The 17,922-nt window shown below is 60.2% G+C and carries 15 protein-coding genes; 9 read left to right on the top strand and 6 right to left on the bottom strand.

Annotation, left to right across the window (positions count from 1 at the left end):
- The first annotated feature begins 259 nt into the window (after positions 1–259).
- The gene (locus tag BN1139_RS02590) at positions 260–979 is read left to right on the top strand and encodes a hypothetical protein (RefSeq protein ID WP_370510290.1); all 720 of its coding nucleotides are present in this window, start codon (positions 260–262) and stop codon (positions 977–979) included.
- Between the two features lie 12 nt (positions 980–991).
- Here the strand turns inward: BN1139_RS02590 and BN1139_RS02585 are convergent, their stop codons facing one another.
- From BN1139_RS02585 to BN1139_RS02575, 3 genes are all read right to left on the bottom strand, one after another.
- The gene (locus BN1139_RS02585; protein ID WP_005337060.1) at positions 992–1,453 is read right to left on the bottom strand and encodes a DUF2919 domain-containing protein; all 462 of its coding nucleotides are present in this window, start codon (positions 1,451–1,453) and stop codon (positions 992–994) included.
- A 148-nt stretch (positions 1,454–1,601) separates the two neighbouring features.
- On the bottom strand, positions 1,602–2,549 hold the full coding sequence (gene corA / locus BN1139_RS02580) for a magnesium/cobalt transporter CorA (protein WP_005337059.1): 948 nt from the start codon (positions 2,547–2,549) through the stop codon (positions 1,602–1,604).
- A gap of 293 nt (positions 2,550–2,842) precedes the next feature.
- Positions 2,843–4,486 (bottom strand): electron transfer flavoprotein-ubiquinone oxidoreductase, encoded by a 1,644-nt coding sequence (locus BN1139_RS02575; RefSeq protein WP_005351257.1) that lies wholly within the window; start codon positions 4,484–4,486, stop codon positions 2,843–2,845.
- Positions 4,487–4,655: 169 nt separating this feature from the next.
- Here BN1139_RS02575 and BN1139_RS02570 point away from each other — a divergent pair, with 169 nt between their 5' ends.
- The 5 genes from BN1139_RS02570 (at position 4,656) to aroG (ending at position 10,447) form a co-directional block, all read left to right on the top strand.
- On the top strand, positions 4,656–5,423 hold the full coding sequence (locus BN1139_RS02570; protein ID WP_005351260.1) for an electron transfer flavoprotein subunit beta/FixA family protein: 768 nt from the start codon (positions 4,656–4,658) through the stop codon (positions 5,421–5,423).
- Positions 5,420–6,346, top strand: a complete 927-nt coding sequence (locus tag BN1139_RS02565) for an electron transfer flavoprotein subunit alpha/FixB family protein (protein WP_005351262.1) — start codon at positions 5,420–5,422, stop codon at positions 6,344–6,346. The genes BN1139_RS02570 and BN1139_RS02565 overlap by 4 nt, the downstream gene beginning before the upstream one ends.
- Positions 6,347–6,571: 225 nt before the next feature.
- Entirely contained in the window at positions 6,572–7,660 is a 1,089-nt protein-coding gene (gene serC, locus BN1139_RS02560) for a 3-phosphoserine/phosphohydroxythreonine transaminase (protein ID WP_005351264.1), read from the top strand.
- Between the two features lie 227 nt (positions 7,661–7,887).
- Entirely contained in the window at positions 7,888–9,171 is a 1,284-nt protein-coding gene (gene aroA, locus BN1139_RS02555; RefSeq protein WP_005351267.1) for a 3-phosphoshikimate 1-carboxyvinyltransferase, read from the top strand.
- 220 nt (positions 9,172–9,391) lie between these two features.
- The gene (aroG, locus tag BN1139_RS02550) at positions 9,392–10,447 is read left to right on the top strand and encodes a 3-deoxy-7-phosphoheptulonate synthase AroG (RefSeq protein ID WP_005351268.1); all 1,056 of its coding nucleotides are present in this window, start codon (positions 9,392–9,394) and stop codon (positions 10,445–10,447) included.
- Between the two features lie 126 nt (positions 10,448–10,573).
- Here aroG and BN1139_RS02545 read toward each other — a convergent pair whose 3' ends face one another.
- On the bottom strand, positions 10,574–12,169 hold the full coding sequence (locus BN1139_RS02545) for a methyl-accepting chemotaxis protein (protein ID WP_005351270.1): 1,596 nt from the start codon (positions 12,167–12,169) through the stop codon (positions 10,574–10,576).
- A 255-nt stretch (positions 12,170–12,424) separates the two neighbouring features.
- On the opposite strand from BN1139_RS02545, the gene hutW reads away from it, so the two are divergent.
- On the top strand, positions 12,425–13,786 hold the full coding sequence (gene hutW / locus BN1139_RS02540; protein WP_005351273.1) for a heme anaerobic degradation radical SAM methyltransferase ChuW/HutW: 1,362 nt from the start codon (positions 12,425–12,427) through the stop codon (positions 13,784–13,786).
- Positions 13,787–13,897: 111 nt separating this feature from the next.
- Here the strand turns inward: hutW and BN1139_RS02535 are convergent, their stop codons facing one another.
- The gene (locus tag BN1139_RS02535) at positions 13,898–15,286 is read right to left on the bottom strand and encodes a DEAD/DEAH box helicase (protein ID WP_005351275.1); all 1,389 of its coding nucleotides are present in this window, start codon (positions 15,284–15,286) and stop codon (positions 13,898–13,900) included.
- A 182-nt stretch (positions 15,287–15,468) separates the two neighbouring features.
- The gene (locus BN1139_RS02530) at positions 15,469–15,945 is read right to left on the bottom strand and encodes a glutathione peroxidase (protein ID WP_005351277.1); all 477 of its coding nucleotides are present in this window, start codon (positions 15,943–15,945) and stop codon (positions 15,469–15,471) included.
- A 350-nt stretch (positions 15,946–16,295) separates the two neighbouring features.
- Here BN1139_RS02530 and BN1139_RS02525 point away from each other — a divergent pair, with 350 nt between their 5' ends.
- Both BN1139_RS02525 and BN1139_RS02520 read left to right on the top strand, forming a co-directional pair.
- Positions 16,296–16,904 carry a 2OG-Fe(II) oxygenase gene (locus BN1139_RS02525; protein WP_005351278.1) on the top strand — a complete coding sequence of 203 codons (609 nt, stop codon included), beginning with the start codon at positions 16,296–16,298 and terminating at the stop codon, positions 16,902–16,904.
- 204 nt (positions 16,905–17,108) lie between these two features.
- A partial coding sequence (locus BN1139_RS02520) for a D-alanine--D-alanine ligase (protein ID WP_041980107.1) occupies positions 17,109–17,922 on the top strand: 814 nt, incomplete at its 3' end.

Here is a 17,922-nt window from a genome sequence, read left to right as displayed (position 1 = left end):
ATGATGGCGCTATCTTACGCGATAACGGGCGTGGAATGAGAGCCTCATACCGTGGGAAATCACGGGGTTGCTGCATTCCCGGTTGTTTTTTGGCAACCGTCGGGTTCATCATCGATGGGTGAGCGGAATAGGGCCGATCAGTTGGCTGCGGGTGTGGGTCTACGCGAGAACAGAGAGCGAGAAGAGCACAGAGAACGAGGAGAGCGTAATGGTTTGGATGGGCAAGGTTGGCCGCAGGGCGCTGCTGTGGCTTGGCTGCATGATGGGACTGTGGAGCCCGTCGCTGTGGGCTGAGGTGAAAGTGATCCCGGTCTTCGAGGCGCAGGCGGCGGTGCAGACCCTCAAGGAGATCTATCCCCAGCTTGGGGTGAGTGCCATGGGTAATCAGCTGGTGCTGAGCGGGACGCCAGCCCAGCTGCAGGAGGCCGAAGCCACGCTGGCGCAGGTCAACCAGCCACCGCAAAGCCTGCTTATCGAGTGGCGGGTCGATGGTGCCGCCAGCGGTCAGCAACTGGGGGGCTCAATCAGTCGCGACGAGGCCAAGCGGCAGTGGCTGGTCGATGGCAACGCCCAGCAGTACCAGCGCAGCCAGAACGACAGCTGGCAGGTGCGCGGGCTGTCTGGCCGTCCCGTGCTGCTGCAGATGGGCTCCTATCAGCCGGTGACTTTCTACCAATGGAACGGGGGGGCAGTGGTGGGGATGATGCCGCTGGTGAACGGCCTCTATGCCACGGCCACCTTGATTGGCGATCGGGTGCAGATTGCGCTGAGCAGCGAACAGGCGAGGCTGGATCAGGGCACCATCAATCGTGGGCAGAGTGCTACCGAGGTGAGCGGGGCCCCGGGCCAGTGGCTGACGGTGGGAGAGCTTTCGACCAGCTCAGCGGATCAAGGAAGCAGCCTCGGCACCCAGCTACAGGGAGGGCGAGGCAGCCAGAGCGAGCGCCAGACCCTGCAGATCCGGGTCACTCGTCAATAGGTGTCAGCCCCGTTAGTGGGGCTGGTCTGCGGCATATTCCCGTAGCTGGCGACTGCGCAGCAGATACCAGAGCGCCCAGAGGCTGGCGACCAGCACCAGTGCGGTGGGCCAGCTGAACGACCACTTTTGCAGATTGAGGCTGTGCAGTTGCATCAGCAGGCCGCTGACGGCAGAGCAGAGTAGCAGCAGCGGGCTATGGCGCCGGAGTCTGGCGCGAATGCTCTGGGTCTGCTGATAGGTGCCCCCGCAGGCGAGCAACGCCAGGATGGCGGGGACGTCGGTCAGCAGGCTGATGTAGAGGGTGATCTTGTCCGGATAGAAGAGGGTCAGGATCTCGCTGCCGCTCTCGCGGGTCACTCCCGCCATCAGAAAGAGCCAGACCGAGCGGGTCAGCAACAGGGCGATGGGCCAGAACCAGAGAGGCGGGCGCAACTGGCCGTGATCGTCATATCGGTGTTCGGGGTAGAGGGTCATGGTTGCCCGTTATCCACTTGAATTGAGTGATGGAAGGGATATGGGGCGACGAAGCGTCCTTTGCAAGGCGTTGGGCGTGGCGCAAATTAATCGGGGGGCAATGCCCCCCAATCCGTTTCTTCAGATATCGCAGTGCGCGTCGGCGGCGTTACAGCCAGCCTTTGCGCTTGAAGAAGAGGCCGGTGCCGAGCGATGACATCACCATCAGCACCAGTGACATGGGATAACCGTACTCCCAGGCGAGCTCCGGCATACGGCCGAAGTTCATGCCGTAGATACTGGCGATCAGGGTCGGCGGCAGGAAGATCACGGCGGCTACCGAGAAGATCTTGATCACCTTGTTCTGCTCCAGATTGGTCACCCCCATGGAGGCCTCCAGCTGGAAGTTGATCTTGTCGAACAGGAACTGGGTGTGGGGCAACAGGGACTCCACGTCATGCAGCATCTCGTCGATCCACTTGTTCTGCTCAAGGCTCATGCGCTGGCGCAGGCTGCGTTTGAGGAAACGCAGGGCGCGGCGAGTATCGTGCAGGGAGAGACGGATCTGGCCGTTGGCCTCTTCCTGTGCCATCAACTCTTTCAACATGGGGTTGATCTGATCCGGCTCGAAGATCTGATCGGCGGTGTTTTCCAAGGTCTTGTAACCATCTTCGATAAGGTCGGAGAGGTACTCCACCTTGAGGTTCTGCACCTCCAGCAGGATATCGAGGGCATCCTCCACCTCCAGCCGATCCTGGCGCATATAGTGGCGCAGCAGGCGCACCAGCCCGATGTCATCTTCGCGAATGCTGATCAGCAGGTTGTTGCGCAGGGTAAAGGAGACGTGGACACCCTTAGTGTCACGACCGATCCGCTGGGGAAACAGGGAGTGAATGTGCAGACCATCGGTATCCCAGTAAAAACGGGCGGATGCTTCGATGTCGTCGAGCTCTTCCTTGTCGGGGACCTCTTCCAGGAACAGGCCCGTCAACCATTCTCGCTCTGCCGTGTCCGGCTTGTAGGCATCCAGCCAGACCGTGTTGTCAGGTACTATGTCGTCAGGCCCGAGCGTGACTATGTCCAGCACCTTGTTATTGAGAATGTAGGCGGTGATCATCTGTCCCCCCTTAAAAAGTCATGGGTAATCAGGGATGGTTGCACAGGTCATGCGGCCTTAGATCGCTGCAGAAGGCGATCCCGTGGATAAGCAGATCGGGCCGATGGAAAACCTGAATGCGGCGAACTATACAGGGGCGGGCCGCGCTTGTCAGGGGCTATTCATCAGGGATTCAGCTTGTTTGTTCAAAAAAACAGCGAGGTCGGATCACCTGAGCGGCTATGCGGGGTAGAACCCAGCCTTTGGCTGGGGGAGGGCTAGCTGGGGCTGCTTGTTGCCGCTGCCCCGCTTCATCACATATTCGGATAATTGGGCCCGGAGCCCCCCTGTGGCGGCGTCCAGATAATGTTTTGACTGGGGTCCTTGATATCGCAGGTTTTGCAGTGGATGCAGTTGGCTGCGTTGATTTGCAGTTTGGCCGCGCCTTCCATTTCCAGCACTTCAAACACCCCTGCCGGGCAGTAGCGTTGGGCGGGTTCGGCCCAGGTGGGCAGATTGACCTCGACCGGAATGCGCTCGTCCTGCAGCTTGAGGTGGCAAGGTTGATCCTCGTCGTGACTGGTGTTGGCCAGATACACAGACGAGAGCTTGTCAAAGCTCAGTCTGCCATCGGGTTTGGGATAATGGATGGGCTCGCAGCGGCTGGCCACACGCAGCTGACGATAATCGTGAGCTTTATCGAGCAGCTTGAAGGGCGAGTTTGCGCCAAACAGCCGTTGCTCCAGCCAGTTGAAGGCACCGCCCAACCAGGGACCATAGCGGTGAAGCGCCGCGCCGAAGTTGCGTGCTGCCTTGAGTTCGCGGGCCAGCCAGCTCTGGTGCAGCTCGTCACCATACTGGGCCAGATCCCGTCCTCCCTCATCGCCCCCCCGCAGCGCCATCGCGACGGTTTTTGCCGCCAGCATCCCCGATTTCATGGCGGTGTGGATCCCCTTGATGCGGGAAAAGTCGAGGGTGCCGGCATCGCAGCCGATCAGCAGGCCGCCCGGGAAGTGCATGCGGGGCAGGGCGTGCCAGCCCCCCTTGGTGATGGCGCGGGCGCCGTAACTGATGCGTTCACCCCCTTGCAACACGCCGGCGATAAGCGGGTGATGCTTGAGGCGCTGGAATTCGTCGAACGGGCTGAGCCAGGGATTCTGGTAGTTGAGATCGACAATCAGCCCGACTGCCACCTGATCCCCCTCCATGTGATAGAGATAGAAGCCACCGTGGCTATTGCCGCCCCCCTGCTTGCCAAGGGGCCAGCCACTGCCGTGCAGCACCTGTCCCGCTTTGCCTTGGCCAGCAGGCAGTTGCCACAGCTCCTTGAAGCCGATGGCATAGTGCTGGGGCTGGGCAGGGCTTGCTAGGTTGAAGTCGGCGATCAGCTGCTTGCCGAGATGACCGCGGGCCCCTTCGGCAAAGAGGGTGTAGCGACCGAGCAGTGCCATGCCGGGCACATAATCTGCTTTCGGATTGCCCGCCCGATCCAGCCCCAGATCGCCGGTGATGACCCCCTTGACCCGGCCCGCTTCCATGATAAGTTCGCTGGCGGTAAATCCCGGGTATATTTCGACTCCCAGTTTTTCCGCCTGTTGGCCAAGCCAGCGGCAAAGGTTGCCGAGGCTGATGATGTGACAGCCCTCATTGTGCATCCGGGGCGGCACCGCCCAGGCGGGGAGTTGCAGGGAACGTTGCTCGCTTTGCAGCAGATGAACCTGATCGTCGCTGACCGGCACGCCGAGCGGCGCTTGCTGCCAGCCATCCGGCAGCAGCTCTTGCAAGGCGACGGGATCAAACAGGGCGCCGGAGAGCAGATGGGCGCCAATTTCCGCCCCTTTCTCCAGCAGACAGACAGAGAGAGTGGCATCCTGCTGTTTCAGGGCGATGGCTGCACTGAGCCCCGCCGGACCGCCGCCGACGATGACGACATCAAATTCCATTGCTTCCCGTTCCATCTTGCCTCTGCGCTCTGGTTGGCCTAGGGTAATGCAGGTAGTTTACGTAAACGTAAAGCAGTTGTAAGCAAAACTGAGCAAGAAAAAGCAAAAAATCAGGGAAGAACGTACTGCAACAAACGCAGAGGCACACTAATGAATTCAATCCAAAGAGACGAGGCATGACCCCATGAAGCTGCTGGTCGCAATCAAACGGGTAGTCGACTACAACGTCAAGATCCGGGTGAAGGGAGACGGCTCCGACGTGGAGCTGGCCAATGTGAAGATGGGGATCAACCCCTTTTGTGAAATTGCGGTGGAGGAGGGGGTCAGGCTGCGGGAAGCCGGGGTTGCCAGCGAACTGGTGGTGGTGACCTTCGGCCCTGACGCTGCCGCCGAGCAACTGCGCCATGGGCTGGCGTTGGGGGCGGATCGGGCGCTGCACTATATAACCGGTGAGAGTGTCACCGATGAGACGCTCACCCCGCTGACTGTCGCCCGCGCCTTGCGCAAGGTGTGTGAGCAGGAGCAGCCGGATCTGGTGCTGCTCGGCAAGCAGTCCATCGATTCAGACAACAATCAGGTGGCACAGATGCTGGCGGCCCTCAATGATTGGCCGCTGGCGACCTGTGCGTCAGCCCTCAAGGTGGAAGCGGGGGAACTGCTGGTGACCCGCGAAATCGACGGTGGCCTCGAGACCCTGGGCATGCCGTTGCCTGCGGTGGTGAGCGCCGATCTGCGTTTGAATGAACCGCGCTTTGCTTCGTTGCCCAACATCATGAAGGCCAAGCGCAAGCCGCTTGATAGCGCCCCGTTCTCGACACTCGCCGTTGAGGTGGCCAACCAGACCCGTTTGCTCGGGGTGATGGCGCCACCAGCCCGCAGCGCCGGGATCAAGGTGGGCTCGGTGGACGAGCTGGTAGACAAACTCAAACACGAAGCGAAGGTGCTGCCATGAGCGTGCTGATCATTGCCGAACATCATCAGGGCCATCTGGCCGACAACGTGGCACAACTGGTGACCGCCGCCGGATCCATCGGCGGTCAGGTTGACCTGCTGTTGCTGGGTCAGGGGCTGACCGAGGCGGGTGAACAGGCGGCAGCCCTCAGCGGTGTCGACAAGGTTCTGCTTGCCGAACATCCCCTGCTGGCCGACGGGCTGCTGGATGGGGTCGACAAGCTGCTGGCCTGCTGGTGCGAAGGTTACAGCCACTGCCTGATGGCGGCTAGTGCCATGGGCAAGGCGCTGCTGCCACAGGTGGCGGCCCGGCTCGGGGTGGAGATGCTCTCCGAGGTGACGGCTATCGAGAGCCGCGACACCTTCCTGCGCCCCATCTATGCGGGCAATGCCATTGCCAGAGTGGCAAGCTCGGCGCCCGTCAAATTGATGACAGTGCGGGCCACCGCGTTTGCCAAGGCGGCGACGGGCGGGCAGGCTCTCATCGAGCACTTGGCCGTGCCCGAATTCGCTGGCCGTACCCGGCTGGTCGAGCGCCGCGCGGTGCGCTCCAGCAGGCCCGAATTGACAGCCGCTCGGGTCGTGGTCTCCGGTGGTCGGGCGCTGGGCTCAAAGGCGCAATTTGCCCTGATTGAGGCGCTGGCCGACAAGCTGGGCGGCGCGGTGGGGGCATCGCGGGCCGCCGTTGATGCGGGATATGTCGCCAACGATCTTCAGGTGGGGCAGACCGGCAAGGTGGTGGCGCCCGAGCTCTATATCGCGGTCGGCATTTCGGGCGCCATCCAGCATCTGGCTGGGATGAAGGAGTCGAAGGTGATCGTGGCCATCAACAAGGACAGCGATGCCCCCATCTTTCAGGTGGCGGACTACGGACTGGTGGGGGATCTCTTCACCCTGCTGCCGGAGCTCACCGCCAAACTGTAAATTTGTCAGAAATGGCTGAGCTGTGGTCGTTTATGCGCTCTGCCCGCCATTTCTGTGCATGTTCCCTGCAAGCCCTGACCCGTTCAGGGCTTTTTCTCCTGCAAGGGGGATGCAGAGTGACGGTAAAAGGTTGAGCCAGCTCCCAAAAAGCCTTTGATCCGCTGGCTGCTCTTGTGTAAAACCTGACAAGTCATCGATTACTCTCATCCACTCACGGAAAGCGTCATGAGCAAACAGATTTACAACTTCTGCGCCGGCCCCGCCATGCTGCCGGTTGAAGTCATGGAGCGCGCCCAGCGCGAATTTTGTAATTTTCAGGGGCTGGGAGCCTCGGTCATGGAGCTTTCCCATCGCGGCAAGCCCTACATGGCGGTGGCCGAGAAGGCCGAAGCGGATCTGCGCGAACTGCTGGCGGTGCCGGACAACTACAAGGTGCTCTTCATGCACGGTGGCGGCCGCGGTCAGTTCTCCGCCGTACCCATGAACCTGCTGGGCGGGGCCAACAAGAAAGCGGACTTCCTGCTGACCGGCGTCTGGTCCCAGAGCGCGGTGGATGAAGCCAAAAAGTATGGCGATATCCAGACCTTCCAGGGGGTTGCCAAGAACGAGCAGGGGGTCTCTCACCTGCTGCCGACCCCGGCGTTTCGCGCCGATGCGGCTTATGTTCACTACTGCCCGAACGAAACCATTGACGGCATCGAGATGTTTGACATCCCGGCTACCGGCGAGGTGCCGCTGGTGGCGGATCTCTCCTCCACTATTCTCTCCCGTCCTCTCGATGTGAGCCGCTTTGGCATTATCTATGCCGGTGCCCAGAAAAATATCGGGCCGTCCGGGCTTGCCATCGCCATCGTGCGCGATGATCTGCTGGATCAGGCCAGAGCCGATGTGCCCTCGATTTTTGACTACAAGCTCACAGCCAAGAACGACTCCATGTTCAACACGCCGCCCACCTACGCCTGGTATCTGGCCGGTCTGGTATTCGAATGGCTCAAGGAACAGGGTGGCCTCGAGGCAATGGAAGCGCGCAACAAGGAGAAGGCAGACTTCCTGTATGACTATCTCGATCAGTCGAGCTTCTATGGCAATCAGGTGGATGTCAGCTGCCGTTCGCGGATGAACATCCCGTTCCAGCTGAAAAATGCCGAGCTGGACAAGCAGTTCCTGGCCGAATCGGAAGCGGCTGGTCTGCTGGCCCTCAAAGGACACCGCATCGTCGGTGGCATGCGCGCCAGCATCTACAACGCCATGCCGCTGGAGGGAGTGAAGGCCCTGGTCAGCTTTATGGATGGCTTTGCCAAGCGCAACGGCTGAGAACAGAGCCCCTATGTGTTTGCTGGTGGCCTCTCGTGACAACCCGTGAGCCGCTTCCAGCTATTGCAGTGATTCAAGACGCCGGGGATACCCCGGCGTCTTTTTTTCAACAGAACCAGCGCGCTGGCGTTTGCCGTGCGATTTCCCCTGAAAGTGCCCTTGCCGAGCGGGACGCAGGCTGTTAACGTCCGGACAGGCGTTTATTTTTGAGATAGCACAGGAAGTCTATGAATTCGTTGCGTTTGGAACCCATTTCTCGTGTGGCCGGTGAGGTCAATCTGCCCGGCTCCAAGAGTGTCTCTAACCGTGCGCTGCTGTTGGCGGCGCTGGCTCGTGGCACCACCCGTTTGACCAACCTGCTCGACAGCGATGACATTCGTCACATGCTGGCTGCGCTGACCCAGCTCGGGGTCAAGTACAAGCTCTCTGCCGACAAGACCGAGTGTACCGTGCAGGGTCTGGGCCGCAGCTTTGCGGTGAAAGAGCCGGTCAATCTGTTCCTCGGCAACGCCGGTACTGCCATGCGACCGCTCTGCGCCGCGCTATGCCTCGGCTCAGGTGAATATACTCTGGGCGGCGAGCCGCGCATGGAAGAGCGTCCCATCGGCCATCTGGTGGATGCCCTGCGTGAAGCGGGTGCCCATATCCAGTACCTGAAACACGATGGTTATCCGCCGCTGGTGGTGGATGCCAAGGGGCTGTGGGGCGGCGATGTGCATGTCGACGGCTCCGTCTCCAGCCAGTTCCTGACCGCGTTTTTGATGGCGGCGCCGATGGCGGCCGGTGATACCCGGATCCACATCAAGGGGGAGCTGGTCTCCAAGCCTTACATCGACATCACTCTGCACATCATGAAGCAGTTCGGGGTGGTCATCGAGCACGACAACTACAAGCTGTTCTACATCAAGGGCAACCAGACCTACATCAGCCCGGGTGACTTTCTGGTGGAAGGTGATGCCTCCAGCGCCTCCTACTTCCTCGCGGCGGGTGCCATCAAGGGCAAGGTACGGGTCACCGGTATCGGCAAGCACAGCATTCAGGGTGATATTCACTTCGCCGATGTGCTGGAGAAGATGGGCGCGCGCATCACCTGGGGTGATGACTTCATCGAGGCCGAGCAGGCGCCGCTGCACGGAGTGGATATGGACATGAACCATATTCCCGATGCGGCCATGACCATCGCGGTTGCCGCGCTGTTTGCCGAGGGGCCGACCTCCATTCGCAATATCTACAACTGGCGGGTGAAGGAGACCGATCGTCTGCACGCCATGGCGACCGAGTTGCGCAAGCTGGGCGTCGAAGTGGAGGAGGGGCATGACTTTATCACCGTGACCCCGCCGACCCAGCTCAAGCATGCCGAGATCGATACCTACAACGATCACCGTATCGCCATGTGCTTCTCGCTGGTGGCGCTGTCGGATACACCGGTCACCATCAATGATCCCAAGTGCACGTCGAAGACCTTCCCGGATTACTTCGACAAGCTGGCCAGTATCAGCCAGCGTGGCTGATCACTGACAAACCCGTCATCACCGACGCTTCGGGCCCGCGCTGAGCGGGCCTTTTTGCCTTCCTCATCCGCACTTCTATTTCGCCTAGCATCATTTCAATAACTTGCAAGATTGATATATAAAATAGTTTTGTGATTGCTGTAATTTCCTATTTACACATGCCCTGTCGCGGGCTATGTTGAGATTTCCTAATCGCAGTCATCTAGCAGGAAGCCTTGTCATGCAGCATCAAACCGACGACGTTCGTATCAGTGAAATCAAAGAGTTATTACCCCCGGTTGCGGTGCTTGAGAAGTTTCCGGCTACCGAGGTGGCCTCTTCCACCGTTTTTGAATCCCGTCAGGCCATTCACAATATCCTGGCTGGCGAAGATGATCGTCTGCTGGTGGTGATTGGTCCTTGCTCCATCCATGATCCGGTTGCCGCGCTGGAGTATGGCAAGCGCCTCAAGGCGTTGCGCGACGAGCTGAAAGGTCAGCTGGAGATCGTGATGCGGGTCTACTTCGAAAAACCGCGCACCACAGTGGGCTGGAAGGGGCTGATCAACGATCCGTACCTCGACAACAGCTGCAAGATCAACGACGGTCTGCGCATCGGTCGCAAGCTGTTGCTGGATCTCAACGACATGGGGCTGCCGACTGCCTCCGAGTTCCTCGACATGATCACCCCGCAATATGTGGCGGATCTGATGAGCTGGGGCGCTATCGGTGCCCGTACTACCGAATCCCAGGTACACCGCGAGCTGGCCTCCGGTCTCTCCTGCCCGGTGGGCTTCAAGAACGGCACTGACGGCACCATCAAGGTTGCCATCGATGCCATTGGCGCTGCCAGTGCGCCGCACCACTTCCTGTCGGTCACCAAATACGGTCACTCCGCCATCGTGGCGACCCGCGGCAACCCGGACTGTCACATCATTCTGCGTGGTGGTCGTGAGCCGAACTACAGCGCTGCCCATGTCAGCGAAGTTGTGAAGGGGCTGGAGAAGGCCGGTCTGCCGCAGAAGGTGATGATCGACTTTAGTCACGCCAACAGCAGCAAACAGTTCAAGAACCAGATGGTGGTGGCCGAAGATGTAGCCGGTCAGCTGCGTGCCGGCAGCAAGGCGGTGTTTGGTGTGATGGTGGAGAGCCATCTGGTGGAAGGTCGTCAGGATCTGGTGGAAGGGTGTGAACTCACCGTCGGCCAGAGCATCACAGATGCCTGCATCGGTTGGGCTGATACCGAAGTGCTGCTGCGCAACCTGGCTGATGCCGTCGCAACCCGTAACGCCCGTTAAAGCTATCTTGGCGGCGCTGTTAATAGTCAGAGCGCCGCTGGAATAGCAACGCGGCCGCTCGGCCAAATCTGATCCATAAAGCAAAAGCGCGACCCTTGGGTCGCGCTTTTTCGTTGGTCAAGTGGATTACCAACGGTAGGTTTTCAGCAGCGCCTCCAGTTTCTGGCACTGCTCCACCAGCTGGATGCTGGCGAGGTTGGCGGCGTGCGCCTGACCCAGGGTGTCGTTGGAGGTGTTTCGAATATCGCTGACCGAGCTGTCTACCTCATGGCAGACCCTGTCCTGCTCTTCGGCCGACTGGGCCATCTGGGCGTTGAGGTCGTTGATGCGGGCGATGCGCTCGATGATGTTCTGCATGGCTGCCAGGGTCGCTTCGGTCTTGCTGATGCTCTCATCGGCTTTGCTTTTTGCATCCCCGATCACCGTAACAGCGCTCTGGGCCTCATTTTGCAGGGCGGCGATCATCTGGGAGATCTCTTCGCTGGCGGCGCGGCTGCGGTTGGAGAGGGCCCGCACTTCATCGGCCACCACCGCAAAGCCACGGCCTTGCTCACCAGCCCGGGCCGCTTCAATCGCAGCGTTGAGGGCCAGCAGGTTGGTCTGATCGGCAATCCCCTTGATCACCTCGAGCACACCGTCAACCGCCAGGCAACGGCTGTCGAGTTGCTGGATCACCTGGTCCACCCGATCGATCTCTGCCGACATCTCGCCCATATCGGTGATGGAGTGCTGGGCGAGGCGACTGGTGTCAGCGGCATCCTGATTGGTGAGGGCGGAGAGCTCGGCGCTGTGGCGGGCATGTTCGCGCACTTCATGAGAGCTGGCGGCCAGTTCGCTGACGGCGGCGGCGACCTGGGTGGTCATCCCCTCTTGCTGACGGGCCGAGTTTTCGGTCTGGGTCGCGACCTGACGGATCTGGTTTGATTCCTGATAGAGCTGGTGGGTTGCCCCTTCCACTTCCTGCAGGCTGTGGCGGAATCCCTGCACCATGTCATTGACGGCGCGGGTCATCTGGCCCAGTTCATCCCGGCTGTGATTGACCAGGGGGAGGGCGAGGTCGCGCTCTTTGGCCATTCGGATCATGGTGAGCTGCAGCTGGCGCAAAGGGTGTTTCACGTAGCGTTGCAATACCCACCAGAGCAAGCCGAAGCCGAGGCTAAAGACGGCGGCCAGGCTGCCGCTCAGGATCAGGTTGTTGTGGCGGATCTCGCCGAAGGTGTGGCTGAGGTCATAACTGATCCGCACAGCCCCCATCACGGTCCCCTCATTGACCTGATGACAGGTGAGGCACTGGGTGCCGCGATACTCCTTGTAGGCTTTGAACGGTTTGATCAGGGTGAGCCGGTTGCCCTGCTGCTCCAGGATGGCTTCGCCCTGATTGATGGCACGCTCATCGAGGGGATCCTGCACTTTCTGATCCGGATGACCCGGGCCAAACAGGTTGCTTACTGCTGGTGCGCGCACCAGACGGGCCTCAACGATGCCCGCTTCACTCTTGAGTTTGGTCTGCACTATCTGCCGGTTGGCCATGCCACCTGTCATCATCAGCACGTTCACCTGATCCATATAGGTGTTGGCCATGCTCTCAACTTTCTCCTCTGCCAGCCGGATGGCGAGATCCCGTTGCAGCCAGGCGGAGAGTTCGAAGCAGAGGCCAAAGGTGGTGCTGATGACCAGCGCAAGAGGGAGGAATATTTTCCAGTTCAAGGAGAGGTTATGCATTTTGGGCAAGTTCCATGCGCTTGGTGTTGTTATGTGATCCCGTATCATCTTGATCGTAGACGAAGAAACGGCGGGAGATGGTTCTCTATCGGCACACGATAACCACTCTTGAGTAAATAATCTGTTAAGCAGATCGGTAATGCAGGTTGCCAAAATGCCTTTCGGGAGGGGGCTGCTCCTCGGGTTGATCCAGAACAAATTGTCAGTAACGATAATCGTTATCATTGTCATTATTTGCTGATAATAGTGACCATCATGAATCTGACCCCTTCCATGACCGGTATTGCCACGCCGGATCCCCTCAAGTTTGCTTTTAGCGCCAAGACCTCGGCTCACGCCAGTCGGGGAGGGATGCGCCCCTTCCCGCTGGATGAGGCTGGCTGGCAGAGCTGGTGGCAGCGAGAGAGTGAAGCTGAGGAGTGCGCCCTCTACATCCATATTCCGTTTTGCCGAAAGCGCTGCAGCTTCTGCAATTTCTTTGAAAATGGCGCCAACCCGGCGCGGATCAACCGCTATGTCAACGCCCTCTGTACCTCTCTTGCGCAGGCGGCTGACACCCCGCTGGCGCAGAGCATGCCATTTTCAGCCGTCTATGTGGGGGGCGGTACGCCGACCGACATGAGCGCCGACGAGCTGGCCATGCTGGCCGCCGTGATCCGCCGTTTCCCATTGGCGGCCGATGCCGAGGTGACGCTGGAGGGGCGTCTCAACGGCTTTGATGATGAGAAATGGCAGGTTGCGCTGGCGGGGGGCTTCAACCGCTTCTCATTCGGGGTGCAAAGCTTTGATACCCGGGTGCGTCAGCAGGCGGCCCGCTTCGATGACAGGGAGACCTTGCTGACCCGTCTGGGTGAGCTGACCCGGGATGATGCGGCTGTGATCGTGGCGGATCTTATCTTTGGTCTGCCCGGTCAGGATGATGCCGTGTGGCAGCAGGATATCCGCGATGTGATGGCGAGCGGTGTACACGGGGTCGATCTCTACCAGCTCATCGCCATGCAGGGCACCAATCTGGAGCGGGCGCAGGAGAAGGGCACCCTGGATTGGCTCGCCGATGGCCAGCAGCGGGCGGCCATGTATGCCTATGGCGGGGCGCAACTGGAAGCTCACGGCTGGGAACGTCTCTCTTGCAGCCACTGGCGGCGCAGTCCGGCCGAGCAGAGTCGTTATAACCAGATGGCCAAGCGCGGTGCGGAGATCCTCCCCTTTGGTGCCGGGGCAGGGGGCAGCATTCTTGGCCACGGCTTGATGTATGGGCGGGATCTGGCCCCCTGGCACGACGCGCTGGCCAGTGGCAAGCGGGCGCCCGGGATGGTGATGGGACGCAATCCCAATGCAAGGATGGACGGTCTGCTGCGTGGCGCCCTCGACAGCGGTGTGCTGGCGCTGGATCGTCTGCCAACGCCTTTGCTGACCCATCTGATGCCGCTTTTTGCCGCCTGGCAGCAGCACGGGCTGGCCGAGATCGAGAACGCACGGTTGCAACTCACCCTCGCCGGACGCTTCTGGAACGTCAATATGCAGGCTGGCTTGTTCGAGTTCTTGCAGCACAATCCGCTCGATGGTTCAGCGCCGCCCAGCCATGGTACCGCCGCGGTGCGCCATTCGCTGGTTTGAGCCCGAGCGGAGCATTTGCACGGAGCACTTGCATGGCTCCGAGCGATCCATAACGAAAGAGGGAGCCTTGCAGGCTCCCTCTTTTGGCTTGGCAGTTAGCGTCGCGCGAGCTTACTCGTCGCTGCTCTCCTGATAGCTGTCACGCTGCGCCTTGGGCAGGCGGCGCATTGGCGCAAAGCCGATATCCTCGCCCACCACTTCCCGCTTGCGGGCCGGTGCAGTTTTTTTGCTGGCGTCACCCTTGGCTTTGCCCTTGCCCGCGGCTGGCTTGCCCTTGGCATTGCTGCTCTTGGCGTTAGCATGACCGCGAGCCCGAGGCGGGTTCTGCACCGGCTTGCTGCCCGGCAGAGTCTGGCGACTCGGCTTGCCGCTGGGCTCATACCCTTCCAGGATCTCCACGGACAGGGATTGGCCGATCAGGGCTTCGATAGCCTTGAGCTGACCCAGCTCGTCCTGGCTGACCAGCGAGATGGCCTCGCCGCCACGACCGGCGCGGCCGGTACGGCCGATACGGTGGATGTAATCCTCCGCCATCTGGGGCAGTTCAAAGTTGATCACGTAGGGCAGTTGATCGATATCGAGACCGCGGGCGGCGATATCGGTCGCCACCAGCACCCGCACCTCGCCACTGCGAAAATCGGCCAGCGCCCGGTTGCGGGCTCCCTGGCTCTTGTCACCGTGGATCGCCACGGTATTGAGACCATCTTTTTGCATCTGCTGGGCGAGGCGGTCGGCGATCTGCTTGGTGCGGACAAACACCAGCACCCGCTGCCAGTTGCCACGGCCAATCATGTGGGATAGCAGCTCGCGGCGGCGTTCCCGATCCACCTGAATGATGCGCTGGGTCACCTGCTCGGCGGCAGTATTGCTGGGGTCCACCTCGATCAGGGTGGGGTCGTTCAGCAGATCGTCCGCCAGCGCCTTGATGTCGTTTGAGAAGGTGGCAGAGAAGAGCAGGGTTTGCCGCTCTGCAGGCAGCGCCTTCATGATGCGGCGGATGTCGACGATAAAGCCCATGTCGAGCATGCGATCCGCTTCATCCAGCACCAGCACTTCCAGCTGGCTCAGGGTCAGGGCGCCCTGGGTCAGCAGATCCAGCAGACGGCCCGGGGTGGCGACCAGAATGTCCACACCCAGCTTGATGGCGTCCAGATTGGGCTTGATGCTGACACCGCCATAGGCGATCAGAGTCTTGAATGGCAGGTGGTGGGCATACTTGATGATGCTTTCGCCCACCTGTGCCGCCAGTTCGCGGGTCGGGGTCAGTACCAGTGCGCGCACCTGACGACGGCCACGACCGTGGTTGGCCAGCAGACGCTGCAACATCGGCAGGGTGAAACCGGCCGTTTTGCCTGTGCCTGTCTGAGCGCCGCCGAGCACATCCTGACCGGCCAGAATGGCCGGAATCGCTTGCTGCTGGATGGGGGTTGGCTGTTCGTAACCCAGCTCCTTGACGGCCCGCAGAATATGCGGAGACAGACCCAGTTCGTTGAATGACATGTTCGAGAGAAACTCCTGAGATGAGCCTTTGGCTCAACGGGCAGCCAGCATGTTGGGGCCAGCCACGATATGGAAATGATAACGGGGCCGTAATATAGCAAAAGAGCGGCCGATGCGCAGTAGCTGTCGCACCGGCCGCCATACAATCGTTCAACGCAGTGGCGTAAAACGGTGCGGGAGCATCAGAGCATCTCGCTGATCTGCTCGGCCAGACTCTCCGGCTTGGTGGTGGGAGCAAAGCGGTCAACCACCTTGCCATTGCAGTCGATCAGGAACTTGGTGAAGTTCCATTTGACGTTTTCCAGCCCAAGAAAGCCCGGTTTCTGTTGCTTGAGCCACTGGTAGAAGGGGTGGGCATGCTCACCGTTGACATCGCACTTGGCCATGATGGGAAAGGTGACCGGATAGTCGAGGGAGCAGAAGCGGGCGATCTCGTCCGCATCCCCCGGCTCCTGCTGACCGAACTGGTTGCAGGGGAAGCCCAAAATCACCAGCCCCTTGGGGCCTAGCTCCCGATAGAGCGTTTCCAGCCCTTCATATTGGGGAGTAAAGCCGCAGCGACTGGCCACGTTGACCACCAGCACTACCTTGCCCGCCAGTTGAGTTAGCGGGTAGGGGGTACCATCCAGTCGTTGCAAAGTGAGATCGGGCAGAGGCATGAGAAGATCCTTTCGTGGGTGATGCGCGGGTTGTGCCGTGAGTAGTTCGGTCGGTGACAGAGACAAGCGCAGGATGAACAGCAACATGGCGATGCGGATACGGTATCGGCTGGCTCTTGGCACCGCAAGGAGGCCGCGGCGCCTCCTCGTCCCGATTGCAAGGGCCATCACAGTTTCGACAGCCAATACGCCTGTTGGCGGAGCGGGATCACAACTGGCGACAAAAATGCGGGGAGGCGGGCTGCAACTCGCGTATTGATGTTGGGACTTCTCAAGAGAAGCAAACCGGTTTGTGACTTTGCCGGTAAGTCGCTACAAAGCGCCCTCTTTCCACTCATTGTGAGCCAATCTTGGACTATCAAGCTGCCATGGATGCCATTTACACCCGGGGATGGGTGATAGTGGATGATTTTTTGACCGCCGCCGAGGTGGATGCCCTCAAAGCCTGTTTGCCAAGCGAATGGCAACCGGCCGGGATCGGCCGTAACGCCCTGCACCAGGGCAATCCCGATATTCGCCGTGACCAGATCCACTGGCTGGAGCCCTCCCTCGGTGCGCCGGTGGCTGACTACCTCGCCCGGATGGAGTCCCTGCGTCTTGCCGCCAACCGGATGCTGATGCTGGGATTGTTCGACTACGAGGCCCACTTCGCCCGCTATCGCAGCGGGGATTTTTACGCCACCCATCGGGATGCCTTTGCCGGTCGCTCCAACCGCCGTCTTACCACCGTGTTTTACCTCAACAACGACTGGCTGCCCGAAGCGGGTGGAGTGCTGCGCATGTATGACGACAAGGAGCAGTTTCTGATGGATGTCAGCCCCAAGGGGGGGCGGCTGGTCATGTTTCTCTCCGAGGAGTTTCCCCATGAGGTGCTGCCTGCCAATCGCGAGCGCTACAGCATCGCCGGCTGGTTTCGGGTTAATGGCAACGGCATGGGAAGGGTCGATCCCCCGCGCTGAGGGGCAATGTGTCCCGATTTTGACACAGGGGAGACTTTTCACTGCAAGAAGTGGGGTCATGGGTCTCCCATCAGCTGACAAGGGTTGATCTCCCTTGCTACACTGGCGCGCACTTATGTTCGTATCTGGCTTCGTCCGGTTGTTATGGTGGTTGGCTTATCAAATGGTCATGACGAGGCCGCTTTTCCCAAGGGATCACATCTAATGAAGAACATGCATGTCTTGCTGCTGTGCGGCGGCGGTGGCTCCGAGCACGAGGTTTCTCTGCGCAGCGCCAATTTCCTCGAGCAACAACTGGGCCTTCTGTCCGGTGTCGAAGTGACCCGCGTCGAGATGTTCGCCGATCGCTGGCTCAGTGCCGATGGCCGCGAGTGCAAGCTGGGGCTCGACAAGCTGCTTTCGTTCGACAGCGTGGCCCGTCCGGTGGATTACGTGGTGCCCTGCATCCACGGCTACCCGGGTGAGACCGGCGATCTGCAATCCTTCCTCGAACTGGCCGGATTGCCTTATCTCGGTTGCGATGCCGAGGCGAGCAAGATCTGCTTCAACAAGATCAGCACCAAGCTGTGGCTCTCCGCCATCGGCATTCCCAACACCCCGTACCTATTCCTGACCGAGCAAAATGAGGCGGCGCTGGCCGAGGCCAAAGCCGCGCTGGCCAAGTGGGGCAAGGTCTTTATCAAGGCCGCTTCCCAGGGCTCTTCCGTTGGCTGCTACTCCGCCAGCAACGAAGCGGATCTGGTGAAGGGCATTGCCGATGCATTTGGTTACTCCGAACAGGTTCTGATCGAGAAAGCGGTCAAGCCGCGTGAGCTGGAAGTGGCGGTTTACCAGTATGGTGACGAGCTGGTGGCCACCTATCCGGGCGAGATCTGCGTGCCGCAGGACAAGTTCTACACCTATGAAGAGAAGTACAGCAGCGCCAGCCATACCGAGACCGCACTGCGTGCCGAGGGGCTGACCCAGGCGCAGGCCGATGCGATCCACGAGTATGCTCTCAAGGCGTTCCGTCAGCTGA

It is taken from the genome of Aeromonas veronii bv. veronii (genome assembly GCF_000820225.1).
Lineage (GTDB): Bacteria > Pseudomonadota > Gammaproteobacteria > Enterobacterales > Aeromonadaceae > Aeromonas > Aeromonas veronii.
This window is presented reverse-complemented; position numbering and strand designations above follow the sequence as displayed.

What these genes read in the sequence shown, in the direction of transcription:
- BN1139_RS02590 (WP_370510290.1), top strand. Translation starts at nt 260, where the DNA reads ATGATGGGACTGTGGAGCCCGTCGCTGTGGGCTGAGGTGAAAGTGATC.
- BN1139_RS02585 (WP_005337060.1), bottom strand. Translation starts at nt 1,453, where the DNA reads ATGACCCTCTACCCCGAACACCGATATGACGATCACGGCCAGTTGCGC.
- corA (WP_005337059.1), bottom strand. Translation starts at nt 2,549, where the DNA reads ATGATCACCGCCTACATTCTCAATAACAAGGTGCTGGACATAGTCACG.
- BN1139_RS02575 (WP_005351257.1), bottom strand. Translation starts at nt 4,486, where the DNA reads ATGGAACGGGAAGCAATGGAATTTGATGTCGTCATCGTCGGCGGCGGT.
- BN1139_RS02570 (WP_005351260.1), top strand. Translation starts at nt 4,656, where the DNA reads ATGAAGCTGCTGGTCGCAATCAAACGGGTAGTCGACTACAACGTCAAG.
- BN1139_RS02565 (WP_005351262.1), top strand. Translation starts at nt 5,420, where the DNA reads ATGAGCGTGCTGATCATTGCCGAACATCATCAGGGCCATCTGGCCGAC.
- serC (WP_005351264.1), top strand. Translation starts at nt 6,572, where the DNA reads ATGAGCAAACAGATTTACAACTTCTGCGCCGGCCCCGCCATGCTGCCG.
- aroA (WP_005351267.1), top strand. Translation starts at nt 7,888, where the DNA reads ATGAATTCGTTGCGTTTGGAACCCATTTCTCGTGTGGCCGGTGAGGTC.
- aroG (WP_005351268.1), top strand. Translation starts at nt 9,392, where the DNA reads ATGCAGCATCAAACCGACGACGTTCGTATCAGTGAAATCAAAGAGTTA.
- BN1139_RS02545 (WP_005351270.1), bottom strand. Translation starts at nt 12,169, where the DNA reads ATGCATAACCTCTCCTTGAACTGGAAAATATTCCTCCCTCTTGCGCTG.
- hutW (WP_005351273.1), top strand. Translation starts at nt 12,425, where the DNA reads ATGAATCTGACCCCTTCCATGACCGGTATTGCCACGCCGGATCCCCTC.
- BN1139_RS02535 (WP_005351275.1), bottom strand. Translation starts at nt 15,286, where the DNA reads ATGTCATTCAACGAACTGGGTCTGTCTCCGCATATTCTGCGGGCCGTC.
- BN1139_RS02530 (WP_005351277.1), bottom strand. Translation starts at nt 15,945, where the DNA reads ATGCCTCTGCCCGATCTCACTTTGCAACGACTGGATGGTACCCCCTAC.